Origin of the sequence: Pseudomonas rustica (assembly GCF_049959085.1) — a bacterium.
Taxonomy (GTDB): domain Bacteria; phylum Pseudomonadota; class Gammaproteobacteria; order Pseudomonadales; family Pseudomonadaceae; genus Aquipseudomonas; species Aquipseudomonas rustica.
Genome location: NZ_CP188200.1, coordinates 3,026,938 through 3,052,207 on the forward strand (window position 1 = coordinate 3,026,938; position 25,270 = coordinate 3,052,207).

At 60.0% G+C, this 25,270-nt stretch carries 23 protein-coding genes; 12 read left to right on the forward strand and 11 right to left on the reverse strand.

Features of this window, described 5'->3' with window-relative positions:
* Positions 1–55 precede the first annotated feature (55 nt).
* The 3 genes from ACP3TY_RS13795 to ACP3TY_RS13805 are packed head-to-tail and all read left to right on the forward strand — an operon-like array spanning position 56 to position 5,519.
* The gene (locus tag ACP3TY_RS13795) at positions 56–1,300 is read left to right on the forward strand and encodes an exonuclease SbcCD subunit D C-terminal domain-containing protein (RefSeq protein ID WP_426620325.1); all 1,245 of its coding nucleotides are present in this window, start codon (positions 56–58) and stop codon (positions 1,298–1,300) included.
* Positions 1,297–4,938, forward strand: a complete 3,642-nt coding sequence (locus ACP3TY_RS13800) for an SbcC/MukB-like Walker B domain-containing protein (RefSeq protein ID WP_426620326.1) — start codon at positions 1,297–1,299, stop codon at positions 4,936–4,938. The genes ACP3TY_RS13795 and ACP3TY_RS13800 overlap by 4 nt, the downstream gene beginning before the upstream one ends.
* Complete coding sequence (locus ACP3TY_RS13805) at positions 4,935–5,519, forward strand: glutathione S-transferase (protein WP_426620327.1); 585 nt, start codon at positions 4,935–4,937, stop codon at positions 5,517–5,519. The genes ACP3TY_RS13800 and ACP3TY_RS13805 overlap by 4 nt, the downstream gene beginning before the upstream one ends.
* 83 nt (positions 5,520–5,602) lie before the next feature.
* Here the strand turns inward: ACP3TY_RS13805 and ACP3TY_RS13810 are convergent, their stop codons facing one another.
* The 8 genes from ACP3TY_RS13810 to ACP3TY_RS13845 form a co-directional block, all read right to left on the reverse strand.
* The gene (locus ACP3TY_RS13810; RefSeq protein WP_212546087.1) at positions 5,603–5,860 is read right to left on the reverse strand and encodes a hypothetical protein; all 258 of its coding nucleotides are present in this window, start codon (positions 5,858–5,860) and stop codon (positions 5,603–5,605) included.
* A complete protein-coding gene (locus ACP3TY_RS13815) occupies positions 5,857–6,069 on the reverse strand; it encodes a hypothetical protein (RefSeq protein WP_400644520.1) in 213 nt (70 codons plus the stop codon). The genes ACP3TY_RS13810 and ACP3TY_RS13815 overlap by 4 nt, the downstream gene beginning before the upstream one ends.
* A 342-nt stretch (positions 6,070–6,411) precedes the next feature.
* Positions 6,412–6,591, reverse strand: a complete 180-nt coding sequence (locus ACP3TY_RS13820) for a hypothetical protein (protein WP_007917967.1) — start codon at positions 6,589–6,591, stop codon at positions 6,412–6,414.
* 156 nt (positions 6,592–6,747) lie between these two features.
* Entirely contained in the window at positions 6,748–7,923 is a 1,176-nt protein-coding gene (locus ACP3TY_RS13825; protein ID WP_212546089.1) for a lactonase family protein, read from the reverse strand.
* Positions 7,910–8,221, reverse strand: coding sequence for a DUF5629 family protein (locus ACP3TY_RS13830; protein ID WP_426620329.1), 312 nt, complete (start codon positions 8,219–8,221; stop codon positions 7,910–7,912). The genes ACP3TY_RS13825 and ACP3TY_RS13830 overlap by 14 nt, the downstream gene beginning before the upstream one ends.
* Positions 8,222–8,375: 154 nt before the next feature.
* Positions 8,376–9,956: an aldehyde dehydrogenase (NADP(+)) gene (locus tag ACP3TY_RS13835; protein ID WP_426620330.1), complete on the reverse strand. Its 1,581-nt coding sequence runs from the start codon at positions 9,954–9,956 to the stop codon at positions 8,376–8,378.
* A 9-nt stretch (positions 9,957–9,965) separates the two neighbouring features.
* Positions 9,966–10,958 carry an AraD1 family protein gene (gene araD1, locus ACP3TY_RS13840; RefSeq protein ID WP_426620331.1) on the reverse strand — a complete coding sequence of 331 codons (993 nt, stop codon included), beginning with the start codon at positions 10,956–10,958 and terminating at the stop codon, positions 9,966–9,968.
* Positions 10,959–11,105: 147 nt separating this feature from the next.
* Positions 11,106–12,428, reverse strand: coding sequence for an MFS transporter (locus ACP3TY_RS13845; RefSeq protein WP_426620333.1), 1,323 nt, complete (start codon positions 12,426–12,428; stop codon positions 11,106–11,108).
* A 193-nt stretch (positions 12,429–12,621) separates the two neighbouring features.
* Between ACP3TY_RS13845 and ACP3TY_RS13850 the strand changes: the two genes are divergently transcribed.
* Positions 12,622–14,358, forward strand: coding sequence for an IlvD/Edd family dehydratase (locus ACP3TY_RS13850; protein WP_426620334.1), 1,737 nt, complete (start codon positions 12,622–12,624; stop codon positions 14,356–14,358).
* 223 nt (positions 14,359–14,581) lie between these two features.
* On the forward strand, positions 14,582–15,301 hold the full coding sequence (locus ACP3TY_RS13855) for a FadR/GntR family transcriptional regulator (RefSeq protein WP_212549333.1): 720 nt from the start codon (positions 14,582–14,584) through the stop codon (positions 15,299–15,301).
* A 305-nt stretch (positions 15,302–15,606) separates the two neighbouring features.
* Here ACP3TY_RS13855 and ACP3TY_RS13860 read toward each other — a convergent pair whose 3' ends face one another.
* The gene (locus ACP3TY_RS13860; RefSeq protein ID WP_053121170.1) at positions 15,607–17,991 is read right to left on the reverse strand and encodes an efflux RND transporter permease subunit; all 2,385 of its coding nucleotides are present in this window, start codon (positions 17,989–17,991) and stop codon (positions 15,607–15,609) included.
* Positions 17,988–19,031, reverse strand: a complete 1,044-nt coding sequence (locus ACP3TY_RS13865) for a WD40/YVTN/BNR-like repeat-containing protein (protein ID WP_426620336.1) — start codon at positions 19,029–19,031, stop codon at positions 17,988–17,990. Before ACP3TY_RS13865 ends, ACP3TY_RS13860 begins: the two co-directional genes overlap by 4 nt.
* Before the next feature lie 428 nt (positions 19,032–19,459).
* Here ACP3TY_RS13865 and ACP3TY_RS13870 point away from each other — a divergent pair, with 428 nt between their 5' ends.
* The 7 genes from ACP3TY_RS13870 to ACP3TY_RS13900 all read left to right on the forward strand — a co-directional run bounded on the left by ACP3TY_RS13870 (position 19,460) and on the right by ACP3TY_RS13900 (position 24,796).
* Positions 19,460–20,050 carry an amino acid synthesis family protein gene (locus ACP3TY_RS13870; RefSeq protein ID WP_007917992.1) on the forward strand — a complete coding sequence of 197 codons (591 nt, stop codon included), beginning with the start codon at positions 19,460–19,462 and terminating at the stop codon, positions 20,048–20,050.
* A 31-nt stretch (positions 20,051–20,081) separates the two neighbouring features.
* Positions 20,082–20,915 carry an alpha/beta fold hydrolase gene (locus ACP3TY_RS13875; protein ID WP_426620338.1) on the forward strand — a complete coding sequence of 278 codons (834 nt, stop codon included), beginning with the start codon at positions 20,082–20,084 and terminating at the stop codon, positions 20,913–20,915.
* A complete protein-coding gene (locus tag ACP3TY_RS13880; RefSeq protein WP_053121176.1) occupies positions 20,912–22,393 on the forward strand; it encodes an aldehyde dehydrogenase in 1,482 nt (493 codons plus the stop codon). The genes ACP3TY_RS13875 and ACP3TY_RS13880 overlap by 4 nt, the downstream gene beginning before the upstream one ends.
* A gap of 12 nt (positions 22,394–22,405) precedes the next feature.
* Entirely contained in the window at positions 22,406–22,891 is a 486-nt protein-coding gene (locus ACP3TY_RS13885) for a flavin reductase family protein (RefSeq protein ID WP_053121178.1), read from the forward strand.
* A 128-nt stretch (positions 22,892–23,019) separates the two neighbouring features.
* Positions 23,020–23,424 (forward strand): carboxymuconolactone decarboxylase family protein, encoded by a 405-nt coding sequence (locus tag ACP3TY_RS13890; protein WP_053121180.1) that lies wholly within the window; start codon positions 23,020–23,022, stop codon positions 23,422–23,424.
* A gap of 42 nt (positions 23,425–23,466) precedes the next feature.
* Positions 23,467–24,231: a GntR family transcriptional regulator gene (locus ACP3TY_RS13895; protein WP_053121182.1), complete on the forward strand. Its 765-nt coding sequence runs from the start codon at positions 23,467–23,469 to the stop codon at positions 24,229–24,231.
* Between the two features lies 1 nt (position 24,232).
* The gene (locus tag ACP3TY_RS13900; protein ID WP_426620340.1) at positions 24,233–24,796 is read left to right on the forward strand and encodes an NUDIX hydrolase; all 564 of its coding nucleotides are present in this window, start codon (positions 24,233–24,235) and stop codon (positions 24,794–24,796) included.
* Positions 24,797–24,965: 169 nt separating this feature from the next.
* Here ACP3TY_RS13900 and ACP3TY_RS13905 read toward each other — a convergent pair whose 3' ends face one another.
* Entirely contained in the window at positions 24,966–25,262 is a 297-nt protein-coding gene (locus ACP3TY_RS13905) for a DUF1330 domain-containing protein (RefSeq protein WP_426620341.1), read from the reverse strand.
* Positions 25,263–25,270: the final 8 nt, after the last annotated feature.

The following is a 25,270-nucleotide window of genomic DNA, read 5'->3' on the forward strand; positions in this document are numbered from 1 at the left end:
TCGCCGCCTCTTCATTCCCGCGCGGCCATCATCTCTTTTTGTTGCGGAGTCCGCCTTGCGTCTGTTTCACACCTCCGACTGGCACCTTGGGCAAAACCTGCATGGTCAGGAGCGCGATTTCGAGCACGCCTGTTTTCTCGAATGGCTGCTGCGCCAGCTGAAACTGACGCAGCCGGATGTGCTGCTGATTGCCGGTGACATCTTTGACACGGTCAATCCGCCGGTCAAAGCCCAGGAATGCCTCTACGATTTCATCGTCAACGCCCACGAGCAGCAGCCGTTGCTGACCATCGTGATGATTGCCGGCAACCACGATTCCGGCTCGCGCATCGAACTGCCCGCGCCGTTGATGCGCCGCTTGCGCACCCATGCGCTGGGTCGCGTGCTGTGGCTGGATGACGGCCAGCTCGATTCCGAACGTCTGCTGCTGCCATTGCCGAACGCCAAAGGCGAAATCGCCGCGTGGTGCCTGGCGCTGCCGTTCCTGCGCCCGGCGGAAGTGACCGGCGCGCATCTGGGCGACAACTATTTGCGTGGCATCGGTCAGGTGCATGAATGGCTGATCGAAGCCGCCAACGCCAAGCGCCAACCGGGTCAGGCGCTGATCGCCATCAGCCACGCGCACATGGCCGGTGGCTCGGTCTCGGAGGACTCCGAGCGCAGCCTGATCATCGGTAACGCCGAAGCCCTGCCTGCCAGCCTGTTCGGGCCGAGCATCAGCTACGTCGCCCTCGGCCATTTGCACAAGCCGCAGAAGGTCAACGGTGAGGAGCGCATTCGCTACAGCGGTTCGCCGATCCCGTTGTCGTTCTCGGAGATCGGTTATCAGCACCAGATCCTCGACGTCACCCTCGACGGCGAAACCCTGGTCAGCGTCGAGCCGAAACTGATTCCGCGTTCGGTCAACCTGCAACGCATTGGCCCGGCACCGCTGGCCGAGATTCTGCTACAACTGGCCGACCTGCCGAACATCGACCTGCTCGCTGAAACCCAGCGCCAGCCGTGGCTGGAAGTGCGTGTGACCCTCGACGAGCCGCAGCCGGATCTGCGCCATCAAGTGGAAAACGCTCTGCAAGGCAAAGCCGTGCGCCTGGTGCGCATCGCTGCTGAATACGCCGGCAAGCGTGGCGCTGACGGCGAGGAGGATGGCACCGCGCTCATCGAACTCGATCAACTCACCCCGCAGGAATTGTTCAGCCGCGCCTGGCTCGACAACTACGGCAACGAGGTCGATGAACAAACGCTGAAGGACTTCGCCGAACTGCTGCAAGACGTGCAACTGGAGGGCGAGCAGCCATGAAAATTCTCGCCATTCGTTTGAAAAACCTCGCTTCGCTGGCCGGGCCGTTCGAGATCGATTTCACCGCTGAACCGCTGGCCAGTGCCGGTTTGTTCGCGATCACCGGGCCGACCGGCGCCGGTAAAAGTACCCTGCTCGACGCCTTGTGCCTGGCGCTGTTCGGCGCTGTTCCGCGCCTGAACAACACCGGCCGCGACGCCAAAGTGCCCGATGCTGATGGCGAGATCGCCACGGGTGACCCGCGCACACTGCTGCGTCGCGGCACCGGTGAAGGTTATGCGGAAGTGGATTTCGTCGGTGTTGATGGCCGTCGCTATCGGGCGCGCTGGGAAGCCAACCGCGCTCGCGAGAAGGCCGGCGGCAAGTTGCAGGCCAGTCGTCAGAGCCTGCGCGACATCGATCAGGATCAACTGCTCGCCAGCCAGAAAGGCGAATACAAAACCCAACTGGAGGCCGCACTGGGCCTGAACTTCGAACAGTTCACCCGCGCCGTGCTGCTGGCGCAGAGCGAGTTCAGCGCGTTCCTCAAAGCGGACGACAACGACCGTAGCGAACTGCTGGAAAAACTCACCGACACCGCGCTGTATACCCGCCTCGGCCGTCGCGCATTCGACAAGACCAAAGAGGCCCGCGAAGCGCACAAGCTGTTGCAGGATCAGGCCACTGGCGTCACTCCCCTCGCCCCCGAAGCGCGCGCCGAACTGGATGAGCGTTTCAACGCTGCACAGCAGCAACTCAAGTTGCAGCAGGCGCAATTGAAGCAACTGGAGCAGCAACACAGTTGGCTCAAGGATTTGCGGCTGTTGCAGGACGCGCAGCAAGCCGCCAGCGAGCAATTGCACAGCGCCCAGCAACAATCGGAAGCGCTGGCCGGCGAACGCATCAAGCTGACGCGTCTGGAACAACTCGGCCCGCAACGGCACCAGTTCGCCCGCAAAACCGAACTCGATGCGCTGCTGACGCCGTTGGCCGCGCAGATTGCCGAGCACACCCGCCAGCACGCCGAACTGACTGAACGTCAGACGCAACTTGAGCAGAATCTTGAGACAGCCAAAGTCGCACTGACCGAGGCGCAGCAACGCCAATCTGAAAACGCGCCGTTGTTGCGTCAGGCCTTCGAAGAGCAAAGCACCCTCGCCCGTCTGGCCAAAGATGTGGCCGCGAGCGCTGAGGCCAAAGCCACTGCGCAACAGGCCTGCACCGACGGCCAGAGCGCCATTCAAGCCTTGCAGGAAAAGCAGGGCCAGGTTGCCGAACGCTTGCAGCGCATCGCCGCTGAGCTGGAACAAAGTGCTCATCTGGCGCCATTGAGCGACGCGTGGAATGCCTATCGCGATCGTCTCCAGCAGTTGATGCTGATCGGCAATCGCCTGAACAAAGGTCAGGCCGAACTGGCTAACCTCGAACAAAACGCCACACGTAGCGCTGAAGAATTTGCCAGCCAGAAGCAACAACTCGAAGTGCTGTTCAAAGAGGCAGGCGCCGAACCGGATGCCGTCGCCGAGCAGATCGGCATTCTCGGCACGCTGTTGCAGGACAACCGCAAACAACTGCGCGCTTTCGAAGACCTGTCGCGCTTGTGGGCCAGCCAACAGGATCTGGACAAGCGCGGCGCCGAGTTGCAACAACGTCAGCTCAGCGCCCAGCAAGAGCGTGAGCGCCTGACCCAGGACGGCGTCAAAACCAAAGCCGAACTGACCGTCGCCGAACAAACCCTCAACGTCACCCGCGAACTGCTTGAACGCCAGCGTCTGGCGCGCAGTGCCAGTGTCGAAGAGTTGCGCGCGCAGTTGCAGGACGATCAACCGTGCCCGGTGTGTGGCAGCAATGAGCACCCGTATCACCAGCCGGAAGCGCTGCTGCAAAGCCTCGGTCGCCACGATGAAAGCGAACAGGCCAACGCTCAGCTAGTCGTCGATCAGTTCAAGGAAAAACTCAGTGAACTGCGCGCCGACGTCGGCGCTGTCATTGCTCAGCAGAAAGAACTGCTGCAACAACAGGAGCAACTGGCGAATCAGCAACAGGCCCTCGCGCCGAGCCTCGATGCGCACCCGCTGTCTGCTCAGTTGCTCAATCAGGACGCCGACAAACGCGACGCCTGGCTCATCCGCCAGAACGAGCAGTTGAACCAGAGCATCACTCAGGACGAACGGCGCCAGAGCGCCCTGCTCACCCTGCAACAGGATGCGGCGCGGTTGACTCAACAATTGCGTCAGGCGGAAACCGCGCATCAGCAAGCCGCGCAACACCTGAGCAATCAACAGCGCGAACTGAGCAGCGACCGTCAACGCCTCGATGAAGAACTGACGGCGTTCGGCCCTCTGCTGCCGGCCGAGACCCTTGAAGCCCTGCGCCTGGAGCCGGCGGCGACGTTTGTACAACTCGACCGGCAGATCGCCGAGCGTCTGACGCAACTCGATCAGCAAAAGGAAGAACTGAGCGAACAGCAGCTACGGCAGCAGACGCTGGAGAAAGAACAGGATCGTCAGCAAACCCGCGCACAGCAGGCACAAACCGCTGAACAGCAGTTCAACGCGCTGGCCGAGCAACAGCAACTGTGCCAGCAGAAACTGGCGCAATTGCTCGGCGAGCACAGCAGCGCCGAACAGTGGCAGCAGCAACTGGAACAGGCTGTGGAGCAAGCGCGCGCCGCCGAAACCAGTACCGCGCAAGAACTGCAAAGTGTGCGCACGCAGCTTGTGCAGATCGTCGCCGAACTCAAAGCGCAGCAACAACGTTTGCAGGCTCTGGAAAGCGAAGACACGGATCTGGCCAGCAAGATTGCCGACTGGCGCGCGCGTCATCCTGAGCTGGATGACGGTGGCCTTGAAGATCTGTTGCGGGTTGACGACGCGCAACTCGCTGAACTGCGCCAACGCTTGCAGCAAAACGAAAAAGCCATCGAGCAAGCGAAAGTGCTGTTGCAGGAACGTGACGAGCGCTTAGCCGCGCATCAAGCCCAGCACAACGGCAATCTTGATGCCGAGCAACTCGCCACGGCCCTGACGAATTTACAAAACCAGTTCAACGTCAGCGAGCAGCAATGCGCTGAACTGCGTGCAGAACAGGTCGAGGATCAGCGCCGGCAGAATGCCAATCAGGCCTTGGCGCAGCAGATTGCTGATGCCTACACCGAGTATCAGCGCTGGGCGCGGCTCAGTGCGCTGATTGGCTCGGCCACCGGCGATACGTTCCGCAAGATCGCCCAGGCCTACAACCTCGATTTGCTGGTGCATCACGCCAACGTGCAACTGCGCCAACTGGTCAAACGCTATCGTCTGAAACGCGGCGGCAGCATGCTCGGCTTGTTGGTGATGGACACCGAAATGGGCGATGAACTGCGCTCGGTGCATTCGTTGTCTGGCGGCGAGACGTTCCTGGTATCGCTGGCGTTGGCGCTGGGTCTGGCGTCGATGGCGTCGAGCACGCTGAAAATCGAATCGCTGTTTATCGACGAAGGTTTTGGCAGCCTCGATCCGGAGTCGCTGCAACTGGCGATGGATGCGCTGGACGGTTTGCAGGCGCAGGGCCGTAAGGTCGCGGTGATTTCCCATGTACAGGAAATGCACGAACGGATTCCGGTGCAGATTCAGGTGCAGCGTCAGGGCAATGGTTTGAGCACCCTGGAGGTGAAATGAACACGCTGTATTCCTTCCGCCGCTGCCCGTACGCGATGCGTGCGCGGATGGCCCTGCGTTATTCGGGCGTGCCGGTGGAGATTGTCGAGGTCAGCCTTAAAGCCAAACCGGCGGAGATGCTGGCGATCTCGCCGAAGGGCACGGTGCCGGTGCTGGATGCGGATGGTCGGGTGATTGATGAGAGCCTGGAAATCATGCGCTGGGCGCTGGCGCAGAATGATCCGCAGGGTTGGTTGCTTGACGGCGATTCGCGGATTGCCGAGTTGATCGAGGCGAATGATCAGGGGTTCAAGGTTGATTTGAATCGCTACAAGTATGCCGAGCGGTATCCGGAACAGCCAATGGAGGTTTATCGGGCTCAGGGCGCGGTGTTTTTGCAGCGGTTGGAGGGGTTGTTGCAGGATCGCGATTATTTGCTGGCTGATCATCCGAGCCTGGCGGATATCGCCCTGCTGCCGTTTGTTCGGCAGTTCGCGCATGTCGATCGCGAGTGGTTTGCGCAGACGCCTTACCCGCGTCTGCAGGCTTGGTTGCAAAACTTCCTCGAGTCCGACCTCTTCACCTCGATCATGAAGAAGTAACCCTCAACTTCCTGCCTGATTGATCATTCCCACGCAGAGCGTGGGAACGATCAACCCTGTGGTGAGGGGATTTATTGTGGTGTCTAGGCAAGCGCATTGCACATCCCAAGCGCCATGCAATCCACTTCGAAAGGCCCAAGGAAATCCGCCGAAACCTTCACCGGCGGATTCCCCGCCATCAGCCCCAGCGTATTCGCCCGTTCGATGTTGTGCGCAATGCTGTGATTGGCCTCTATGGCCCGCGCCAACCCGCCCACCGAACCCTGACCCATCCCTAATAACGAAGCGCCGTTAGTCATGACCGCCAGACTGGCGATGACCCAAAGTCTGTAGCCTTTCATGCGCCGCCGACTCCTGCGAGTTCAGCCCGGTCGACCATCACGCTCTGCGAGCGGACTTCGAACTGGATGCCAGGATGGGAGACGTCTATCGGTGCGTCGAAGCTGTGTTCCATCTGCGAGGCGATGCTGACGACCAGTACAACGGCCAGGTAAAGACCGATGGCCAGGTAGGCGCCGCGTTTGGCTGAAGTTATGATTGCGCTGGCCATGGTGTTCTCCCGTGGGCATGTTTCGATGGCCACAGAATCGATCAAAACAGCACGGGCAACCACTCAGGGTTTTCCATAGTGAACATCAGCTGCGTTGATTATTTAGCCGGTCTATTTGCGCGTTTGAGAAAACCTATGACCGTGCTTCACGCACACGGGGGCGACGGTCTTTACGGATCGTTCCCACGCTCTGCGTGGGAACGATCAACACGCGCACAAACATGTAGGAGCTGCCGAAGGCTGCGATCTTTTGACGTTTAAGATCAAAAGATCGCAGCCTTCGGCAGCTCCTACAGGAGATCGTGTGAATCCCCCGAATGGTGCGGAGGCAGAATGGGACTTTCAGTGTTGGGCTTTGTGATCCAGAGCAGCGTAGAAGTTGGCGCTCTGTTGCAGGTATTTTTGGGTGTAGCTCTGGGTGTGGGATTTTTTGCTGTTGATTTCAACGTTGGCGCTGGCTGGCAGCACAACGGTGGCGGAGATGGCGGAAGCGGCGATAACGGAGAAGAGATTGAAGTTCATGGCGGTAACCCTCGTGTTCGGTTGGCTTGCTTGCCCGGTTGGGCTGTGAAGCAAACTTAACGCTCGACGGTTACTCGCCTGAAATGCTTTGTAGCATTACCGAATATCAGCGCGATTGATACAAAGAGACAGGCCCCGTAAACCGGGGCCTGTGGCTTATTGTCGCACCATAAACTTCAGGTCGCTCGGGGCGTCCATTGGCAGTTTCTGCACGGTTTTGCCGAGCAGACCGGTCTTGCTGTCGCGTTCAACGACAACAATCTGGTTGCTTTTCTGGTTGGCGATCAGCAGGAACTTGCCGCTCGGATCGAGGCTGAATTCGCGCGGATGATCACCTTCAACCGAACGCTTTTGCAGCTCTTTGAGCTGAGCGGTCGCCGGATCGATGCTGAACACCACCATCTGATTCGCGGTGCCACGGTTGCTGACATAGAGGAACTTGCCGTCCGCCGAGGTGTGCAGCGCCGCGCCGGCCTTGTCCGAGGTCGGTTGACCGGCGGCCAGATCGACCAGTTGGGTTTGCTTCAGCACGCCATCGTTGTAATCGAACACCGCGACCTGCGCACTCATTTCCATGGTCAGCCAGGCATGTTTGCCGTCAGCGCTGAACAGCAAATGACGTGGGCCACTGCCGGCTGGCATGGCGACGAACGCGGTTTTCGCCGGGGTCAGCGGCAGATCAGGGTTGGCTTTCGGGTCGAATTGGTAGATGAAGACCTTGTCGGCGCCCAAGTCATTGGAGAACACGTAACGACCGTCCGGCGAGGAAATCGTCGAGTGCACGTGGTTCGAGGCCTGACGCTCAGGGTTGACCCGGCTCGCCGGGTGCGCGCTCATTTGCACTACCGGTTTCAGCTTGCCGTCAGCACCGACGGGCAACACCGCCAGGGTTCCGCCCGGATCTTCCACCACCGAATAGTTGCTGACGAACAGGTGGCTGGCGTCGCCGCTGAGGCTCGAATGGGTCGGCTCGTTGCCCAGGCTCTGTACTTGATTGATCAGGGTCAGGGCGTGGGTTTTCGGATCGATCGAATAGCTGCTGACGCGGCCGACCGGGTCTTTCTGGCCCGGGCCGTTTTCATTGACCACGAACAGGCGATGCTGGTCTTTGGACAGGGTCAGCCACGATGGGTTTTCGCTCTTCACCACTTGCAGCGGCTTGGCGTCGATCTGGCCAGTGGCGCTGTCGAAATTCATTCGATAGATGCCCTGGCTGGTGCCGGCGGTGTAAGAACCGACCAGCAATTGAAAGCTTTCTGCCGATGCCGTGGACAGGCCCATGGCACCTACGCTGCCGGCCATCAGCAGCGGCCAGAATTTACGCATTTTCATCAGTGTCATCCTCATCATCGCTGCTGCTGACGACATCGCCATGGCACACCAGGCGGTGTTCGCCGATCGCTTTGGTTTCATTGAAATAGCCGACGATCAGCCAGCTCTGCAGCGAGTCATCGAACGTGGCCGCTGCAACTTGAGCCGGGGTGAATTGCCAATGCTTGACCGCTCGGCCATCGATGCATTCGATGTGCAGATTGTCGTCTTCGTCGAGGGCGAATTCGAAGGCATGCAGGCCGTCGATTTCGACCATGCCGCAGTGTTCGAGGGCGTTGAGAAGGGTTTGGGCAGTCATGGCAATCAAGTCTTTCAGGGGGAAACCGGCAATGATAGCTCAAGAAGCACACTCCCCCTGTAGGAGCTGCCGAAGGCTGCGATCTTTTGATGTTGTTTTTTGAAATCAAGATCAAAAGATCTCAGCCTTCGGCAGCTCCTACAGGGGTGGTATGTCAGAGGGCTTCGCGGCTTGGTTTGCCGTCAACCAGGCGCTGGATGCGCAGCGGGTTGGCGTTTTTCAGTGGCTCCGGCAACAAGCTGTCCGGGTAGTTCTGGAAGCACACCGGGCGCAGGAAGCGGTCGATCGCCAGCGTGCCGACCGAGGTGCCGCGTGCATCGGAGGTGGCCGGATACGGCCCGCCGTGCACCATCGAATCGCACACCTCAACGCCAGTTGGATAGCCGTTAAGCAAGATCCGCCCGACCTTCTGCTCCAGCAGCGGCGTCAGTTCAGCGAAGCGCTCGAAGTCCGCCAATTCACCAATAATCGTCGCCGTCAGTTGACCGTGCAGACCCTGCAACGCCGCGCTGAGTTGCGCCTTGTCCGCCACTTCAACAATCACCGTAGTCGGGCCGAACACTTCTTCCTGCAGGACTTCGTCGCCCTCGATCAACAGGCTGACGTCAGCCTTGAACAACTGCGGCTGCGCCTGATTGCCCTGCTGCGGATTGCCGGCCAGATGTTCGATGCCGGGATGCGCCAGCAGCTTCTGCAAGCCTTTGCCGTAGCTGCCGAGGGTGCCCGCGTTGAGCATGGTTTGCGCCGGTTGATCACCGATCAAACCAGAAACCTGCTGCACAAACGCACTGAACTCTGGCGAACGAATGCCGATCACCAAGCCAGGATTGGTGCAGAACTGGCCGCAGCCTTGCACCACCGAAGCGGTCAAATCGCGGGCGATGGTTTCGGATCGCTCGGCCAATGCCTGCGGCAAAACGATCACCGGATTGATGCTCGACATCTCGGCGAACACCGGGATCGGTTGCGGGCGCGCCGCCGCCATGTCGCACAGCGCACGACCGCCCTTCAGCGAACCGGTGAAACCGACCGCCTGAATCGCCGGGTGCTTGACCAGCCATTCGCCAACGCCACCGCCGTAGATCATGTTGAACACACCGGCCGGCATCGCAGTTTTTTCGGCGGCGCGAATCAGCGCATCAGCAACCATCTCTGCTGTCGCCATGTGGCCGCTGTGGGCCTTGAACACCACCGGGCAACCGGCGGCGAGCGCTGAAGCGGTGTCGCCGCCGGCAGTGGAAAATGCCAGCGGGAAATTGCTCGCACCGAACACTGCTACTGGGCCGAGGCCGATGCGGTACTGACGCAAATCCGGGCGTGGCAATGGCTGACGATCCGGCAGCGGCAAATCAATCCGTGCGCCATAGAAATCACCACGGCGCAGCACTTTGGCGAACAGACGCATCTGTCCGCTGGTGCGTCCGCGCTCACCCTGAATACGCCCGGCCGGCAATGCGGTTTCGCGGCAGACCACGGCGACGAAATCATCGCCGAGGGCATCCAGTTCATCAGCGATCGCATCGAGAAACTGCGCGCGGCGCTCAGCGCTAAGGCTGCGATACGCCGGGTAGGCGGCAGCGGCAGCCTTGGCCGCAGCGCCGACTTCTTCCAGCGTGGCCTGAATGAAATCGTGGGGCAGTTGTTCGCCCGTGGTGGCGTCGACCGATTGCAGTTTTACGTCGCCAGCGGCACTGCGCTGACCGCCGATGTAGTTGTGACCGAGAATCTGAGTCATGGGATCTCCTTAAAGGGTGCCGATGCTGTCCGGTTCAAACGCCGCTGGTACCGGGACGATGCCGTTGACCAGCGGTGCGCCGAATTCGGCCTGGCTGATTTCGAAGACGTCACCCGGTTGGGTGCGAATCCCATCGGCAAACGACAGAGTCGCGGTGCCGAAGAAATGAATGTGCACGTCGCCGGGACGCAGGAACTGGCTGTACTTGAAGTGGTGGTATTCGAGGTTGGCGAGGCTGTGGCACATGTTCGCCTCGCCGCTGAGAAACTCGTTCTGCCAGAGCACTTCGCCGTCGCGCAGGATGCGGCTGGTGCCTGCCAGATGTTGAGGCAATTCACCGGTGCGAAGTTCCGGGCCATAGCTGCAACTGCGCAGTTTCGAGTGCGCGAGGTACAGGTAATTCTTGCGTTCCATGATGTGGTCGGAGAACTCGTTGCCGACCGCGAAACCGAGGCGATACGGCTTGCCGTCATTGCCGATGATGTACAGCCCGGCCATCTCAGGTTCTTCGCCCGCGTCTTCGGCAAATGGCGGTACCGGGAACGGTTGGCCCGGGCGCACGACGATGCTGCCGTCGCCTTTGTAGAACCATTCCGGTTGCACACCGGCCTGCCCCGCCGCCGGTTTGCCGCCCTCCACGCCCCATTTGAAGATGCGCATGGTGTCGGTCATCGTCGCTTCGTCGCCGGCCTGCTGGTGCATTTTGTCGCGGGCCGAGGCGCTGCCGAGGTGAGTCAGGCCGGTGCCGCTGATCAACATGTGCGCTGGATCCGGGTGATCAAGTGGCGGCAGGATGCGCAGTTGCGACAGCAGTTCGGCGTAGTCGTGGCTTATGCCGAGGCCGAGGGTTTGCACTTGCTGCTCGAGGGTGTTGCCGGCCTCGATGGCGGCGAGCGCCAGATCGCGCACGCTGCGGGCGTCCTGTACTTCGCGCACCACACCGTTGTCGACCACGCCGACACGGCGTTCGCGGTTGCTTAATTCGAATTGAACCAGATGCATGTTCTTCTCCTATTCCCTCAAAAACACCGCCGTTCCCCTGTGGGAGCGAGCCTGCTCGCGAAAGCGGTGTGTCAGTCGCCTCAAATGTTGAATGTACCTGCCTCTTCGCGAGCAGGCTCGCTCCCACAAGGGGCCAGCGTTTGGCTGTCAGGTGCGGGTAGCGCCTCGTGCGCTGGCGGCGAACTGGTCAACCGGCAGCACGTGTTTGCGCTCGAGCACGCGGTAGACAACGCCCGTCAGGATCAGGCCGAACACCATCACCCCCGAGAGGAAATACAGGCCGGAGCCGAGGTTGCCGGTGTATTCCTTCAACGCCCCAATCACAAACGGCCCGATGTACCCGCCGAGATTCCCCACCGAGTTAATCAACGCAATCCCCGCCGCCGCACTCGCGCCGGCAAAGAACCGCCCCGGCAAGGTCCAGAACACCGCCGTGCAGGAAAACAGCGCAAACGCCACCAGACACAGCGCCGCCAGTTGCGCCACCGGCAAGGTCAGCCACGCGCTGAGGAACAGGCCAATCGCACCCAGCACATAAAGCACGGCGAGATGCCCGTAGCGATCATTCAAACGGTCAGAACTGCGCGGCACGATCAGCAAGCCGATGATCCCGAAGATGTACGGCACCGATGACACAAACCCCGTCACCAGATCGCTGCCGCCAAACTGTTTGATCAACGTCGGCAACCACAGACCCAAGCCATAAATGCTCAACGTTACCGGCAGGTAAAACAGCGCCAGCAGCAACACGCGCTTGTCTTTCAGTGCATGCAGCGGATTGCCGTGGCGGGTCTGGCCGTATGCCTGCAGATCCCTTTTCAGTTCACCGGTCAGCCAGTCTTTTTCCGCCTGATCCATCCACTTCACTTGTTGCGGGCCGTCCGGCAACCAGCGCAACACCGGCCAGGTCAGCAAAATCGCCGGCGTGCCGATGACAATGAACAGCCACTGCCAGCCATGCAGGCCCAACACACCGTCCATGCCGAGCAAACCGCCGGACACCGGTCCGGTGATCATCATTGCGATCGGTTGCGAAAGGATGAACAGCCCGAGAATCTTGCCGCGATGGCGCACCGGGAACCATTGGGTGATGTAGTAGAGAACACCCGGGAAGAAGCCCGCCTCGGCCGCGCCGAGCAGAAAGCGCATCACGTAGAAACTGTGCGGGCCCTGGACGAAGGCCATGCCGATGGTGATCGCGCCCCAGGTGATCATGATTCGCGCGAACCAGCGGCGTGCGCCGAAGCGTTCGAGCATCAGGTTGCTGGGGATTTCGAGAAGGAAGTAGCCAATGAAGAACAGCCCGGCGCCGAGGCCGTAAGCCGCATCGCCGATGCCAATGTCGGCGCCCATGTGCAGCTTGGCGAAGCCGACGGCGGAGCGATCCACATAGGCGATCAGGTACAGCAGGATCAGGAAGGGAATCAGTTTCAGCGTAATGCGCCGGATTAGCCGCAGTTCCTGGCTCATGAGATCGGTCTCCGATTGTTGTTTTTATAGAACCTCGGGGGACGCCTCTCGCGGAAAACCGCCAGGGCCATCCCTCCGTCGAAAACGACTATATAGTAATACTAATTCACCAACAACACTTCCAAACCTAGGATTTTGCGCTTAGATTAGGCCGTAGCTGGAACACTATAGTCATACAATAAGAGAATCGATCATGTCTGATAAGAAACCCACCCTGCGCTCCGCCCAATGGTTTGGCACGGCCGACAAGAACGGCTTCATGTACCGCAGCTGGATGAAGAATCAGGGCATCGCCGACCACCAGTTCCACGGCAAGCCGATCATCGGCATCTGCAACACCTGGTCGGAACTGACCCCGTGCAACGCGCACTTCCGCCAGATTGCGGAGCACGTCAAACGCGGGGTGATCGAGGCCGGTGGTTTTCCGGTGGAATTCCCGGTGTTCTCCAACGGCGAATCGAACCTGCGCCCGACCGCCATGCTCACCCGCAACCTGGCGAGCATGGACGTTGAAGAAGCGATTCGCGGCAACCCGATTGACGGCGTGGTGCTGCTGACCGGATGCGACAAAACTACTCCAGCGCTGCTGATGGGCGCGGCCAGTTGCGACGTGCCAGCCATCGTCGTCACCGGCGGGCCGATGTTGAACGGCAAGCACAAGGGCAAGGACATCGGCTCGGGCACGGTGGTCTGGCAGCTCAGCGAACAGGTCAAGGCTGGCACCATTACCATCGACGATTTCCTTGCGGCCGAGGGCGGCATGTCGCGTTCGGCGGGTACCTGCAACACCATGGGCACCGCGTCGACCATGGCCTGCATGGCTGAAGCACTCGGCACTTCGCTGCCGCACAACGCGGCGATTCCGGCGGTGGATGCGCGACGTTATGTGTTGGCGCACATGTCCGGCATGCGCGCGGTGGAGATGGTTCGCGAAGATTTGAAGCTGTCGAAAATTCTGACCAAAGAAGCCTTTGAAAACGCTATCCGGGTGAACGCGGCCATCGGCGGTTCGACCAACGCGGTGATTCACTTGAAAGCCATCGCCGGGCGCATCGGCGTCGAGCTGGATCTGGATGACTGGACGCGCATGGGTCGCGGCATGCCGACCATCGTTGACCTGCAACCGTCCGGGCGTTTCCTGATGGAAGAGTTTTATTACGCCGGTGGTTTGCCGGCGGTGTTGCGTCGCCTTGGAGAAGCCCATCTGATTCCTCATCCGAGTGCGTTGACCGTCAACGGCAAATCCATTGGCGAGAACACCAAGGACGCGCCGATCTATGGCGAAGACGAAGTGATCCGTACCCTCGACAACCCGATTCGCGCCGACGGCGGCATTTGTGTGTTGCGCGGTAATTTGGCGCCGCTGGGTGCGGTGCTCAAACCATCTGCCGCGACCCCAGAATTGATGCAGCATCGCGGTCGCGCGGTGGTGTTCGAGAACTTTGATATGTACAAGGCGCGGATCAACGATCCGGAACTGGATGTCGATAAAGATTCGATTCTGGTGATGAAGAACTGCGGGCCGAAGGGTTATCCGGGCATGGCTGAAGTGGGCAACATGGGCTTGCCGGCCAAGCTGTTGGCGCAGGGTGTGACCGACATGGTGCGCATTTCCGATGCACGGATGAGCGGCACGGCGTACGGCACGGTGGTTTTGCACGTGGCGCCGGAAGCGGCGGCTGGCGGGCCTTTGGCGACGGTGAAGGAAGGCGACTGGATCGAGCTGGATTGCGCCACCGGGCGCTTGCACCTGGATATTCCGGATGCTGAACTGGCGGCGCGTATGGCGGATCTGCAGCCACCGCAGCAATTGTTGGTGGGCGGTTATCGTCAGTTGTACATCGACCATGTGTTGCAGGCGGATCAGGGGTGTGACTTTGACTTCCTGGTGGGTTGCCGTGGGGCTGAAGTGCCGCGTCATTCCCACTAAGAGCAAAAGATCGCAGCCTGCGGCAGCTCCTACCTTGGAATGCATTTCCACTGTGGGAGCGAGCCTGCTCGCGAAGAGGGAGTGTCAGTCGACATCTATTTGACTGATATGCCGCCTTCGCGAGCAGGCTCGCTCCCACATTTGGCTGTGTGTCTGCCTCAAGTTTGTCTGGTGCCTGCTATGATGCGCGGCATCTCCATCGCTCAGGATCGCGCCGTTCCCCATGGATTACCGCAAACCCTCCGACCGCAAAAGCATGCACTCGCGCATCGTCCAGGAACTGGGCATGCAGATCGTCTCCGGACGCTTCAAGCCCGACGACAAACTGCCCGCCGAAGCCTTGCTCTGCGAAGAGTACGCGGTCAGCCGTCCGGTGTTGCGTGAAGCCACGCGAGTGCTGGTGGCCAAGGGTCTGGTGTATTCCAGGCCGCGTGTGGGCACGGTGGTCAAGGCACGCCGCGAGTGGCACATGCTCGACCCGGACGTGCTGCACTGGCTGATGCAAAGCAGCCCGCAGAATGAGTTCTTCAATGTGCTGACCAGTGTGCGCAGCATTATTGAGCCGGCGGCAGCCGCCCTCGCCGCTCAGCATGCGACCGAGGCGGATATTGCTTCGATTGGTGAAGCGTATCAGCGCATGGAAGCGGCGCCGACGCCGGAAGCGCTGTTGCAGCCGGATCTGGATTTCCATAGCCGGATTGCCGATGCGACGCACAATGATTTGCTGGCGAATCTGTGCAACATGTTGTCGGTGGCGATTGCCGAGGCGTTGAAGCATTCGAATCAGCGGCCGAATTTGCATGAATTGGCGTTGCCGCGGCATAAGGCGATTTTGACGGCGATCGAGAACCGTGATGCGCTGGGGGCTCGGCATGCGACGTTGGTGCAGCTGGATGATGCGCGTAGTGCTTTGAGTGTTGTGCTTGGCGCTGAACTCTCCTAAGGCTGGAGACCGCCTACCCTCACCCTAGCCCTCTCCCAGAGGTAGAGGGAACCGATTGGGGGATATTCGAGATTTACGCCGACTTGAACGATCTGCTGTGAATCCATAATTGGCTGGGATCTCAAGTCGAACGATTTGCTTTGACTCCATAATCGACTCGGTATTTCAGGTCGATGGATCAAGCCGCACACCTCGGTCAGTCCCCTCTCCCTCGGGGAGAGGGTTAGGGTGAGGGGCTCTTGATCTTGAGCCACAAAAAAAGCCGCAACCCTAAGGTTGCGGCTTTGTCGTTTCAGCCCTTCAGATCAATGCGCAAACAGCGAATTACCCTTCTGCCCCGCCAGTTTCTCCGGCTTGATCAGGAACTTCGCCAGTGCCGGCAGCAGCCACAGCGCACCGAACATGTTCCACAGCAACATGAAGGTCAGCATCAGGCCCATGTCGGCCTGGAACTTGATCGCCGAGAAGATCCACGTGCACACGCCGATCGCCAGGCACAAACCGGTGAACAGCACCGCTTTACCGGTAGATTTCAGCGTCTGGTAATAGGCTTCCTGCAGCGGCAGCCCCGCACGCAGGAAACTCTCCAGTCGGCTGTAGATGTAGATGCCGTAGTCGACGCCAATCCCCACGCCCAGCGCCACCACCGGCAGCGTCGCGACTTTCACGCCGATGCCCATGAACGCCATCAGCGCGTTGCCGAGTACCGAGGTCAGCACCAGCGGCAGGACGATGCACAGGGTCGCCGCCCACGAACGGAAGGTGATCATGCACATCACCGCCACGCAGATGTACACCAGAATCAGGATGGTCAGTTCAGCCTGTTTGATGACTTCGTTGGTGGCCGCTTCGATCCCGGCGTTACCGGCCGCGAGGATGAATTCCAGGCCGTCCTTGTTGTTGTCCTTGGCGAATTCCTGCACGGCAGCCACCGCCCGATCGAGGGTCTCAGCCTTGTGATCGTTGAGGAAGATCAGCACCGGCGCCAGCGAGCAGCTGTTGTTGTACAGGCCGTCGGCGCGGGCAATCGAGTTGTTCAGCACGTCGGGGTTACGCGACAGGGTTTCCCATTTCAGGTTGCCCTCGTTCATGCCCTTGATCATCTGCTTGGACACGGTCACCAGGGAGATCGCCGACTGCACGCCCTCGGTGTTCTGCATCTTCCACATCAGCTCGTCGATCGGCGCCATGGCTTCGTAGCGTGAGCAGCCTTCAGCCTTGGTCTTGACCATCACCACCAGCACGTCGGAACTGGTCGAGTAGTTGTTGATGATGAAATTGTTGTCCTTGTTGTAGCGCGAGTCCGGACGCAGTTCCGGTGCGCCCTGGTCGAGGTCACCGATTTTCAGGTTCTGGCTGTACCAGAGGCCGCCACCGAAAGCGATCAGCGCCAGCACTACCGAGATGCGTGCAACTTTCGGGTTAGCGAAGTTCGACAGCAGACGCCAGAAAGGGTGTTCGCGGTTTGCGTCTTTCTTGCTTTTGGCAATCGCACGCTTACTGATGCCGACATAGGAAATGGCCACCGGCAGCAGGATCAGGTTGGTGAACACGATTACCGCGACGCCGATGGACGCGCCGATCGCCAGTTCACGGATCACGCCGATATCGATGATCAGCAGCGTGATGAAGCCCACCGCATCCGCGAGAATCGCGATCATCCCCGGCAGGAACAGTTGCCGGAAGGTGCGTCGCGCAGCAGTCAGGGCGTTATCGGCCTCACTGGATTGCAGGGCGATACCGTTGATCTTCTGCACGCCGTGGGAGATACCGATGGCGAAGATCAGGAACGGCACCAGCATCGAATACGGATCGAGCCCGAAGCCAAAGAAGTGCATCAAACCAAGCTGCCAGACCACCGCCACCAGCGTCGTACTCAGTACCGCGATGGTGCTGCGCACGCAGTTGGTGAACCACAGCAGCAGGATCAGGGTGATGACGAACGCGATGCCGAAGAACAGCACCACCATCACCAGACCGTCGATCAGGTCACCAACCTTCTTGGCGAAACCGACGATGTGGATCTTGATGTTGGGGTTCTGTGCTTCGAATTTGGTGCGGATCTTGTCTTCCAGTTCATGGGAGAACTGGCGGTAGTCCAGCGCGAGCAGCTTGCCCTGATCCTGCGGATCCGGGTACGACTCGAGCAGCGGGATATCGACGATGCTCGACTTGAAGTCGTTGGACACCAGACGCCCGACCTGGCCGGACTTGAGCACGTTGTTGCGCAGCAGATCGAGACTGTCCTGCGAGCCGTTGTAGCTCTGCGGGATCACTTCACCGCCGGCAAAACCCTCTTCGGTCACTTCTGTCCAGCGTACGCTCGGGCTCCACAGCGACTTCAGGCCGGAACGGTCAACGCCGGAAATGTAGAACACCTCGTCGTTGATCTGGCGCAGGGTCTCCATGTATTCCTTGGAGAAGATGTCGCCGTCAGTCGCTTCGACCGAAATGCGCACGGTGTTGCCGAGGTTCGCCAGGTCGTTGCGGTGCTCCATCATCTTCTCGATGAACGGATGCTTGAGCGGGATCATTTTTTCGAAACTGGTCGACGGCCGGATCAGCGTCGCCTGCCAGAACAGGAAAATGCTCACCACCAGACAGATCAGAATCACTGCCGGGCGGTTGTTGAAGATCAGGCGCTCAAGGAACGTCGCCTTTTCCTGCTGAGGAGTGATCAAGGAAGTCATAGCCCCGCCTTCTTATTATTAACTTCGGCGCCGTTTGGCTGAGTGGTGTGAACGCCACCCTGCCCGGTCAGAATCAGGTTGCCGTCGCCGGCCGCGGTGACGGAAGACAGCGAGATGCGATCCGGACGGTTGAAGACGCTGAACGTTTCGCCGTTGTCGCTGCTGCTGACCACCGAGCCGCCGTTACCGACGATGACGATCGAGCCGTCAGGCAGCAAAGTTGCGCCGGACAGACCGAATTCCAGAGCACCGCGCGCGGCCTTCAGTTCGACCTGCTCCCAAGTGCTGCCGAAATCGCTGGAGCGATAGAGGTTGCCGCGCAAGCCGTAGGCCAGCAGGGTTTGCGCCTGGGCCGTGCCGATCACGCCGAACAGCGAGCCTTCGTACGGGCCTTCGAGTTTTTCCCAGGTCTGGCCCCAGTCGGCGGAGCGGAACATGCTGCCCGACTCGCCGACGATGAACAGGCCGGCGTCTTTCACCGCCGCGATGGCGTTGAGGTGGAACTGGTCTTCGTTGTCGAGGCGGTCGCTGACGTCTTCCCAGTGTTTGCCACCGTCGGTGGTTTCCATCAGCGAACCGTAAGCGCCCACGGCAAAGCCGCTGTTGACGTCCTTGAACCAGACGTCGAGCAGCGGCGATTCACGTTTGAGGTCTTCGAATTGCTTGGTCCAGGTCAGACCGCCGTCTTCGCTGGCGAGGATTTGCGCGTCGTGGCCGACCGCCCAGCCGTGTTTGTCATCGGCAAAATACGCGGAAGTCAGCAGTTGCCGGCTCGGCACTTTGGCCTGCTTCCAGGTTTTGCCCTGGTCATCGGAATAGACGATGTGCCCGCGATCCCCGACCGCGACCAGACGCGCACCGGCGTGGACGACATCAAGAATCAGGCTTTTCGCGGCTTTGCTGGATTCGGTGGCATAGACCACGTCGGCCGGGGCCTCAGCGGCAATCACGGGTGCTGACAACGTGGCAAAGCCCAGCAGAGAGAGTGCTGTGGCCAGCAACGCGGTGTTGCGTAACGCCGGCGGGCGGCAACGACTCATAGACCTTCCCCTATTTATTATTGTTAGGCCATTTGGCCTTCAAGGGCGCCGCAAGTGTGCTCCGGTGTTGGCAGATCAGAAACATAGTCCTGAAACCCGCAATCCAGAGCCACTTCGGAAGCTGGCTCATCCTATCGGGCTTTAGAAACGTCTGACAATCGGCGCCACGTTATCTTTTGTTAACCGCGCGGGCTGAACGCATCCCCCTGTAGGAGCTGACGAGTGAAACGAGGCTGCGATCTTTTGATCCTGGCCTTTAAAAGTCAAAAGATCGCAGCGTGCCGCAGCTCCTACAGGGATTTTGCGTTGTTATGACGGAGGATTCGTCGGATGGATGAAGGGAATCTTGTTAGGGGGACTTGCACGATCGGTATTATGGTATACCATCAGACGCACAGACACTCTAAATCCCCCCTACGGAGCAGCTCATGAGTTTCGAAATTCGCAAGATCGTCAGCTATGTCGAAGAAACCTTCATCGAAGGCGGCAAAGCCACTGACAAGCCAGTGACCATGGTCGGCCTCGCCGTGGTGATGAAAAACCCTTGGGTGGGCAACGGTTTCGTCGAAGACCTCAAACCGCAGATCCGCGCCAACTGCTCCGACCTCGGTGCGCTGATGGTCGAGCGTCTGGTCGGCATCATCGGCGGTGCGGAGAAGATCGAGGCTTACGGCAAAGCCGCCGTGGTCGGTGCTGATGGCGAGATCGAACACGCCTCCGCCGTAATCCACACCCTGCGCTTCGGCAACCACTACCGCGAAGCCGTCAACGCCAAAAGCTACCTGAGCTTCACCAACAAGCGCGGCGGCCCGGGCACTTCGATTCAGATCCCGATGATGCACAAGGACGACGAAGGTCAGCGTTCGCACTACATCACCCTGGAAATGCAGATCGAAGACGCGCCGCGTGCCGACGAAATCGTTGTCGTGCTGGGTTGCGCCGACGGTGGTCGCCTGCACCCGCGCATCGGTAACCGCTACATCGATCTGGAAGAACTGGCCGCCGAAAAAGCCCAGTAATCACAATAAAAAGGCATTGCAGGAGCGCTCCATGATTCGGCTCACCGCTGAACTCACCCCGGCTGGCACCAGTTACCTGGCGACCGGCCAAGGCCAGCCCGTGGTTTTGATCCACGGCGTGGGCCTGAATAAAGAAATGTGGGGCGGCCAAATTGTCGGCCTGTCCAGCCAATACCGGGTGATCGCCTACGACATGCTCGGCCATGGCGCGAGCCCGCGACCGGCCAGTGGCACCAACCTGCTCGGTTACGCCGACCAGTTGCTGGAGTTGCTCGATCACCTGAATCTGCCACAGGCAGCGGTGATCGGCTTCTCCATGGGCGGTCTGGTCGCGCGGGCCTTTGCCCTGCATTACCCGGAGCGCCTGCAAAGCCTGGTGGTGTTGAACAGCGTGTTCAACCGCAGCGAAGAACAGCGTGCCGGCGTCATCGCTCGCACCGCGCAAGCAGCCGAGCACGGCCCGGACGCCAATGCCGAAGCGGCGCTGTCGCGCTGGTTCAGCCGCGAGTATCAGGCAGCCAACCCGGCGCAGATCGCGGCGATCCGTCAGACCCTCGCCGGTAATGATCCGCAAGGCTACCTGACCACTTATGAATTGTTCGCCACCCAAGACATGTACCGCGTTGACGACTTGGGCAGTATTCAGGCGCCGACGCTGATCGCCACCGGCGAACTCGACCCGGGTTCGACCCCGGAAATGGCAGAGCAACTGGCCCGACGCATCCCCGGTGCGAAGGTTGCCGTGCTGGCCGAGCAACGGCATATGATGCCCGTAGAGTCGCCGCGTCTGGTCAATCAGACGCTGCTGGAATTTCTCCAATTCGCACACTCCCGACAAAACCCTATACAGGGGATCGTTGCATGACACTCGCACGCTTCCAGATGTGCATCGGCGGAGAATGGGTCGACGCCCTCTCCGGCAAGACTTTCGAAAGCCTCAACCCGGCCTCCGCGCAAGCCTGGGCAGAATTGCCTGACGCTGATGAAGCGGACGTCGAACGCGCCGTGCAAGCGGCACAAACTGCTTTCGACAGCCCGGCCTGGCGCGGCCTGACCGCCACCGCACGGGGCAAACTGCTACGCCGTCTCGGTGACTTGATCGCCGAAAATAAAGAACAACTGGCGCAGCTGGAAAGCCGCGACAACGGCAAACTGATCCGCGAGACCCGTGGCCAGGTCAGCTATCTGCCCGAATTTTTCCACTACACAGCCGGTCTTGCCGACAAGCTCGAAGGCGGCACGCTGCCGCTGGATAAGCCCGATCTGTTCGCCTACACGGTGCACGAAGCGATGGGTGTGGTCGCGGCGATCATTCCGTGGAACAGCCCGCTGTATCTGACCGCGATCAAACTGGCCCCGGCCCTCGCCGCTGGCAACACGATTGTAATCAAACCGTCCGAGCACGCCTCGGCGACGATTCTGGAACTGGCGCGTCTGGCCCTCGAAGCCGGGATTCCGCCGGGTGTGGTCAACGTCGTCACCGGTTACGGCCCGAGCACCGGCGCCGCCCTCACCCGCCATCCGCTGATCCGCAAAATCGCCTTCACCGGCGGCGCGGCGACGGCACGGCATGTGGTGCGCAGCAGCGCCGAGAACTTCGCCAAGCTGTCGCTGGAACTGGGTGGCAAGTCGCCGAACATCATTTTCGCCGACGCCGATCTCGACAGCGCGATCAACGGCGCGATTGCCGGGATTTATGCGGCGTCCGGGCAGAGTTGCGTGTCTGGCTCACGCCTTTTGGTGCAGGACGAAATCTACGACGAATTCGTCAATCGCCTGGTCGAACGCGCCCAGCGCATTCGCATCGGCAACCCGCAGGAAGACGCCAGTGAAATGGGGCCGATGGCCACCGCGCAGCAACTGGCGGTGGTTGAAGGTCTGGTCGCTGATGCAATCGCCGAGGGCGCGCGGTTGCGCACTGGCGGCAAGCGGCCGACCGATCTCGGTGACGGCTGGTTCTACGAGCCAACGCTGTTCGAATGCGATCGCAATTCGATGAAGATCATGCAGGAAGAAGTCTTTGGCCCGGTGGCTTCGGTCATTCGCTTTAAAGATGAAGCCGAGGCGCTGGCCATCGCCAACGACTCGCAGTTCGGCCTCGCGGCGGGCATCTGGACGCGTGATTTGGGCCGGGCGCATCGCCTTGCTCGTGATGTGCGCTCGGGGATTATCTGGGTCAACACTTACCGCGCGGTGTCGGCGATGGCGCCGATCGGCGGTTTCAAGAACAGTGGCTATGGACGCGAAAGCGGCATCGATTCGGTGCTGGCCTACACCGAACTGAAAACGGTGTGGATCAACTTGTCTCAGGCGCCAATGCCTGATCCGTTTGTGATGCGCTAGGAGTCCTGCGAAATGATCGAACCCGGCATTTACAAAGACGTCATGAGCTCGTTTCCGTCCGGCGTCACGGTGGTTACCACTGTTGACCCGGAGGGCGGCATTGTCGGCATCACCGCCAGCGCTTTTAGCGCGCTGTCGATTGACCCGGCGCTGGTGCTGTTCTGCCCTAACTACGCCTCCGACACTTATCCGATCCTGCGTGACAGCAAGAAGTTTGCGATTCATTTGCTGTCGGCTGACCAGACGGCTGAGGCCTATGCCTTTGCCGGTAAAGGCAAGGACAAGGCGGCCGGTATCGAGTGGCATTTGAGCGAACTCGGTAACCCGATTCTCGCCAAAGCCACGGCGATCATCGAGTGCGAGTTGTGGCGTGAATATGACGGCGGCGATCACGCGATCATCGTTGGCGCGGTGAAGAATCTGATCCTGCCCGCGCAACCGGTGACACCGATGATCTACCACAAAGGCAAGCTCGGCCCGTTGCCGACCCTGGCCTGATTGCCAGACACGATTCCCTGTAGGAGCTGCCGAAGGCTGCGATCTTTTGACTTTGATTTTCAAGAGCAAGATCAAAAGATCGCAGCCTTCGGCAGCTCCTACAGGGGAATTGGGTGATGGGAGGAATGATGAGTAACGAGAAATATGAAAAAGGCCTGAAGATCCGCACTCAGGTGCTGGGCGAAGCCTATGTGCAGCGTTCGATAGACAACGCCGACGACTTCACCCGCCCGCTGCAGGAAATGGTCACCGAATACTGCTGGGGCCATGTCTGGGGTCGTGAAGGTTTGTCGCTCAAGGAGCGCAGCATGATCAACCTGGCAATGATCTCGGCGCTCAACCGTCCGCACGAACTCAAGCTGCATGTGCGTGGCGCCTTGCGTAACGGCCTGAGTCGTGAGCAAATACGCGAAATTCTGCTTCAGGTCGGCATTTATTGCGGCGTTCCGGCAGCCGTGGACAGTTTCCGGCTGGCCCGTGAAGCCTTCGCCGAAGCCGACGCCGAAGCCCCAGTTAACCCCTCGGCTGTTTAGATGCCCGTCTGGCATGGACAGCCAACCGAAAGAGCGGATCCCATGAAACGCCAGCCACTCGACGACAGCTTCAAGGTCAATCGCAACCCCGTTACCCTGCGCGAAATCGTGCTGGATAAACTGCGTAGCGCGATCATGAATTTCCAGCTCATGCCCGGTGATCGTCTGGTCGAGCGCGATCTGTGCGATCGCCTTGGCGTCAGCCGCACCTCCGTGCGCGAGGCCTTGCGTCACCTGGAATCCGAAGGTCTGGTTGAGTTTGCCGATGCCAAAGGCCCGCGCGTGGCGATCATCACCCTCGCCGATGCCGTCGACATCTACGAACTGCGTTGCGTACTCGAAGGTTTGATCGTGCAGCTGTTCACCCTGCGCGCCAAAGCCAAGGACATCAAAGCCCTGGAAAAAGCCCTCGACGAGAACCGCAAGGCCCTCAAGGACGGCGAACTGCAACAGGTGATCGACTCGGTGCAAGGTTTCTACGACGTGCTGCTCGAAGGCTCGGGCAATCATGTCGCGGCCACTCAGTTGCGGCAGTTGCAGGCGCGCATCAGCTACCTGCGCGCGACTTCGGTTTCCCAGGAAAACCGGCGCGGCGCGAGTAATCAGGAAATGGAAAAAATGGTCGAGGCGATCAAGAGCGGCGATCCGCTGGTGGCGCATCAAGCCTGTGTTGATCACGTTCGCGCTGCCGCTGCGGTAGCGCTCGACTATCTCAAGCGCAAGCAGGAAGAGACCGGCTCTGTCGTTAAAGGCACGCCGGCGATGACCCTGCCTATCGCATTGAAAGAACCGCGTATAGGTCACTGATATGTTCAGCCCGAGCTATTGCCCGAAATGCGGTGGCCCTGACCTCGGTCAGCAGATACCGGCGGGCGATACGCACGAGCGCCTGATGTGTCGCGGCTGCGGCTACATCCACTACGTCAATCCGAAGATCATTGCCGGCTGCATCATCGAGCAGGACGGCAAATATCTGCTGTGCCAACGGGCGATCCCGCCGCGCCCGGGCACCTGGACGCTGCCGGCCGGTTTCATGGAAAGCGGCGAGACCACTGAGCAAGCTGCCATTCGCGAAGTCTGGGAAGAAAGCGGCGTGCGCGCGGAAATCGTTTCGCCGTACTCGATTTTCAGCGTGCCGAAGATCAGCGAGGTGTACATCATCTTCCGCGCGATCGCGCTGGAGATTACCGGGCAGTACGGACTGGAGACCATGGATTACAAGTTCTTCGCGCCGGAAGACATTCCGTGGGAGCAGATTTACTACCCGGCGATCCGGCAGATTCTCGAGCGCTATATCGAAGAGCGTCAGGCTGGGGTTTATGGGATCTATATGGGCAATGACGATAGCGGCAAGATCCACTTCATCCGCTGATCACATTGATCGTTCCCATGCTCCGCGTGGGAACGCCTCCTCGGACGCTCCGCGTTCGGCTCTAAAAGGGACGCGGAGCGTCCCGGGCTGCATTCCCACGCGGAGCGTGGGAACGATCAATCAAAAGATCGTAGCCTTCGGCAGCTCCTACAGGGGTTCACGGTGAGTCTTAAATTAGGGTGATGCCTTCGACGATGATGATCTCCGCCTTCGCCCATTCTTCGCGGTAACTTTTCGCCTCCTGATACGCCGCCGAGTGGTAGCACGCCACGGCTTTTTCGTAGCTTTCAAATTCAATCACCACGCTGCGCTGTGGCGTCTTGCGCCCTTCCATCGCTTCGCTGCGCCCGCCCCTCGCCAGAAATTTCGCGCCGAACGCTGCGAAAGCCGCCGGGGCGCGCTGGGTGTATTGGCTGTAGTGATCGGCATCGGCGATGTCCACATGAGCAATCCAGTACGCCTTCATAGTGACCT

Excerpts from the sequence above, each read along its gene's own strand:
- ACP3TY_RS13845 (WP_426620333.1), bottom strand. The coding sequence starts at position 12,428 with ATGAGCCAGGAACTGCGGCTAATCCGGCGCATTACGCTGAAACTGATT.
- ACP3TY_RS13825 (WP_212546089.1), bottom strand. The coding sequence starts at position 7,923 with ATGAAAATGCGTAAATTCTGGCCGCTGCTGATGGCCGGCAGCGTAGGT.
- ACP3TY_RS13810 (WP_212546087.1), bottom strand. The coding sequence starts at position 5,860 with ATGAAAGGCTACAGACTTTGGGTCATCGCCAGTCTGGCGGTCATGACT.
- ACP3TY_RS13895 (WP_053121182.1), top strand. The coding sequence starts at position 23,467 with ATGAAACGCCAGCCACTCGACGACAGCTTCAAGGTCAATCGCAACCCC.
- ACP3TY_RS13865 (WP_426620336.1), bottom strand. The coding sequence starts at position 19,031 with ATGAGTCGTTGCCGCCCGCCGGCGTTACGCAACACCGCGTTGCTGGCC.
- ACP3TY_RS13860 (WP_053121170.1), bottom strand. The coding sequence starts at position 17,991 with ATGACTTCCTTGATCACTCCTCAGCAGGAAAAGGCGACGTTCCTTGAG.
- ACP3TY_RS13900 (WP_426620340.1), top strand. The coding sequence starts at position 24,233 with ATGTTCAGCCCGAGCTATTGCCCGAAATGCGGTGGCCCTGACCTCGGT.
- ACP3TY_RS13800 (WP_426620326.1), top strand. The coding sequence starts at position 1,297 with ATGAAAATTCTCGCCATTCGTTTGAAAAACCTCGCTTCGCTGGCCGGG.
- ACP3TY_RS13890 (WP_053121180.1), top strand. The coding sequence starts at position 23,020 with ATGAGTAACGAGAAATATGAAAAAGGCCTGAAGATCCGCACTCAGGTG.
- ACP3TY_RS13830 (WP_426620329.1), bottom strand. The coding sequence starts at position 8,221 with ATGACTGCCCAAACCCTTCTCAACGCCCTCGAACACTGCGGCATGGTC.
- ACP3TY_RS13820 (WP_007917967.1), bottom strand. The coding sequence starts at position 6,591 with ATGAACTTCAATCTCTTCTCCGTTATCGCCGCTTCCGCCATCTCCGCC.
- ACP3TY_RS13835 (WP_426620330.1), bottom strand. The coding sequence starts at position 9,956 with ATGACTCAGATTCTCGGTCACAACTACATCGGCGGTCAGCGCAGTGCC.
- ACP3TY_RS13880 (WP_053121176.1), top strand. The coding sequence starts at position 20,912 with ATGACACTCGCACGCTTCCAGATGTGCATCGGCGGAGAATGGGTCGAC.
- ACP3TY_RS13870 (WP_007917992.1), top strand. The coding sequence starts at position 19,460 with ATGAGTTTCGAAATTCGCAAGATCGTCAGCTATGTCGAAGAAACCTTC.
- ACP3TY_RS13805 (WP_426620327.1), top strand. The coding sequence starts at position 4,935 with ATGAACACGCTGTATTCCTTCCGCCGCTGCCCGTACGCGATGCGTGCG.
- ACP3TY_RS13855 (WP_212549333.1), top strand. The coding sequence starts at position 14,582 with ATGGATTACCGCAAACCCTCCGACCGCAAAAGCATGCACTCGCGCATC.
- ACP3TY_RS13875 (WP_426620338.1), top strand. The coding sequence starts at position 20,082 with ATGATTCGGCTCACCGCTGAACTCACCCCGGCTGGCACCAGTTACCTG.
- araD1 (WP_426620331.1), bottom strand. The coding sequence starts at position 10,958 with ATGCATCTGGTTCAATTCGAATTAAGCAACCGCGAACGCCGTGTCGGC.
- ACP3TY_RS13905 (WP_426620341.1), bottom strand. The coding sequence starts at position 25,262 with ATGAAGGCGTACTGGATTGCTCATGTGGACATCGCCGATGCCGATCAC.
- ACP3TY_RS13850 (WP_426620334.1), top strand. The coding sequence starts at position 12,622 with ATGTCTGATAAGAAACCCACCCTGCGCTCCGCCCAATGGTTTGGCACG.
- ACP3TY_RS13885 (WP_053121178.1), top strand. The coding sequence starts at position 22,406 with ATGATCGAACCCGGCATTTACAAAGACGTCATGAGCTCGTTTCCGTCC.
- ACP3TY_RS13815 (WP_400644520.1), bottom strand. The coding sequence starts at position 6,069 with ATGGCCAGCGCAATCATAACTTCAGCCAAACGCGGCGCCTACCTGGCC.